At 72.8% G+C, this 2,438-nt stretch carries 3 protein-coding genes; 2 read left to right on the top strand and 1 reads right to left on the bottom strand.

Annotated elements, in window-relative coordinates:
* Nucleotides 1–143 precede the first annotated feature (143 nt).
* Nucleotides 144–683: a hypothetical protein gene (locus Y694_RS22895; protein ID WP_051495968.1), complete on the bottom strand. Its 540-nt coding sequence runs from the start codon at nt 681–683 to the stop codon at nt 144–146.
* 393 nt (nt 684–1,076) lie between these two features.
* Between Y694_RS22895 and Y694_RS21300 the strand changes: the two genes are divergently transcribed.
* Together Y694_RS21300 and Y694_RS21295 are read left to right on the top strand one after the other, a co-directional pair.
* On the top strand, nt 1,077–1,682 hold the full coding sequence (locus Y694_RS21300) for a LemA family protein (protein WP_011827746.1): 606 nt from the start codon (nt 1,077–1,079) through the stop codon (nt 1,680–1,682).
* A 7-nt stretch (nt 1,683–1,689) separates the two neighbouring features.
* Nucleotides 1,690–2,438, top strand: a 749-nt coding sequence (locus Y694_RS21295; protein ID WP_036236421.1) for a YgcG family protein, incomplete at its 3' end; no start/stop codon positions are given.

Raw genomic sequence — 2,438 nt, 5'->3', positions numbered from 1 at the left:
GCGCGATGACGGCCGTCGACACCGAGCGCGTGGGCTGGGTGCTGACGAGCCTGCGCGGGCCGCTGCCGGCCGAGCGGCGGGCGGAGCAGATGGAGGTGTTGCGCAGCGGCTGGCAGCCGCCGGCGCGGCGCTGAGCAACTCCCTCACCCCGGCCCTCTCCCGCGGTGCGGGAGAGGGGATCTCGTGTCGCCGTGCAGCCAGCGTTGCACCACCGGCTCCGGTCCTTCCTTCTGCGCTGCGGCCCACAACAGCGGTGCCGCGGCGACGCGCGTGCCCGGCGCGGCGTCGCGCCATTGCCGCAGCACCTCGAACACGAAGACCGCCACCGCACCGGCGCGCAGCGGTCGCTCCTGCTGCGGGATCATGTAGCGCAGCTGCGAGAGCATCCAGCGCGCCAGCCGTTGCGGCCAGGAGGTGACGGAAGCGGCCACGGCATCCTGCGTCGGCCGCACGAACAGCAGCCGCTCGAAGCCGAGCGCGGCGACCGCCTGCTCGTCGAGATTGGCCAGGCCGTGCTGCAGCGCCTGCGGCAGCAACGCCGGAGCGATGGGGCACACGACCGCCAGCGTGTGCACGCCGCTGGCGCGCAGACGCGCCGCCAGCGCGGGCAGGGCCTGCGGCTCGGGCAGGTGGTAGGCCTCGTCGCGGCCGTAGTGGTCGCGCCCGCGGTCGAACACCACCACGCGATGTCGTGCGCCGGCAGCGCGGAGGCGCCGACCGTGCCGTTGTCTTCTTCGTAGGGCACCGCGTGCAGCCCGCGCAGCCCGGCCTGCAGCGGTGCGCGTGTCAGCACGCCCACGCCGGCATAGCGGCCGTGGGCGAGCGCCTCCCGCAGCACCTCGCGCCCGAGCGGGCCGCCGGCACCGGCCACCAGCAGGCGGGATGGCCGGGGTGCCGGCGCATGCGGGTGGGCGGCGGCCTGCAGCGCGGTGGTCGGATCGAGTGCGAAAGATGGGTCCACAGTGGTTAGGATGCTAAGCGCCGCTTGAACCCGGCGCAGCCGTCGGCATCTGCGCAGCACCGGTGCCGAAGACTGCCGCGCGCCGCCCCGAGTTCGCACAGAAAGGACCACCCCCATGCTCCGACGCCTTCTCGCCGCCCTGATGCTGCTCGCCACGCTGGCGCTCGGCGGCTGCGGCTACAACGACTTCCAGCGCCTCGACGAGGCCACCAAGAGCGCCTGGGCCGAGGTGCTGAACCAGTACCAGCGGCGCGCCGACCTGATCCCCAACGTGGTGGCCACCGTCAAGGGCGAGGCCAATTTCGAGCAGGAGACGCTGACCAAGGTGGTCGAGGCGCGCGCCAAGGCCACCAGCATCCAGGCCACGCCGGAGCTGATCAACAACCCCGAGGCCTTCCAGAAGTTCCAGGCCGCGCAGGGCGAGCTGAGCGGCGCGCTGTCGCGGCTGCTGGTGGTGACCGAGAACTACCCGAACCTGAAGGCCAACCAGGGCTTCCAGGACCTGCGGGTGCAGCTCGAGGGCACCGAGAACCGCATCACCGTGGCGCGCAACCGCTACATCAAGGCGGTGCAGGACTACAACGTGCTCGCGCGCAGCTTTCCCAGCAACCTGACCGCGATGGTGTTCGGCTACGCGGCCAAGCCCAACTTCACGGTGCAGAACGAGGCGCAGATCTCGGCGCCGCCGGCGGTGAGTTTCGAGAAGCCGGCCTCGAAGTGAGACCTTGATGCGACACGGCTGGCGGCGCTGGCTCGCAAGCCTGGCGCTGGCGCTGCTGGTGGGGCCATGGAGCGCGAGCAGCGCCCAGGACCTGCGGCCGGTGCCGGTGCTCAGCGCCAGCGTGATCGACCAGACCGGCACGCTGACGCGCGCGCAGGTCAGCGCGCTGGAGGCCAAGCTCGCGGCCTTCGAGCGCGAGGCCGGTTCGCAGCTGGTGGTGCTGATCGTCGCGACCACCCAGCCCGAGGACATCGCCGCCTACGCGCAGCGCGTCGGCGAGAGCTGGAAGATCGGCCGGCGCGAGGTGGGCGACGGGCTGATCGTGCTGGTGGCCAAGGACGACCGCAAGGTCCGCATCGAGGTGGCCAAGGCGCTGGAGGGCGCGGTGCCCGACCTGGCGGCCCGGCAGATCATCGACCGCGCGCTGACGCCGGCCTTCCGGGCCGGCGATTTCGCGGGGGGCCTGAACGCCGCGGTCGACCAGCTCGCGGCGCGCATCCGCGGCGAAGCGCTGCCGGCGCCGGGCTCGGTGTCGAAGGCACCTCAGTCCGGCGCGCAATGGCAGGACTTCGCGATGTTCTTCCTGCTCGCGGTGCCGATCGCCGGCGCCGTGCTCACCGGCGTGCTGGGCCGCAAGCTCGGCACGCTGGCCACCAGCGTCGGCGCCGGCGGTCTGGCCTGGGCGGTGTCGGCCAGCCTGCTGATCGGCGGCGCGGCGGCGTTGGTGGCGCTGGTGCTGGTAGGCGTGCTGGGCCT

Source organism: Methylibium sp. T29-B, from assembly GCF_000576225.1.
In the GTDB taxonomy this organism is placed as follows: Bacteria; Pseudomonadota; Gammaproteobacteria; order Burkholderiales; family Burkholderiaceae_C; genus Methylibium; species Methylibium petroleiphilum.
This window is presented reverse-complemented; position numbering and strand designations above follow the sequence as displayed.

Bases quoted from the DNA above. Each gene is read 5' to 3' on its own strand.
- Y694_RS21300 (WP_011827746.1), top strand. From the start codon at position 1,077: ATGCTCCGACGCCTTCTCGCCGCCCTGATGCTGCTCGCCACGCTGGCG.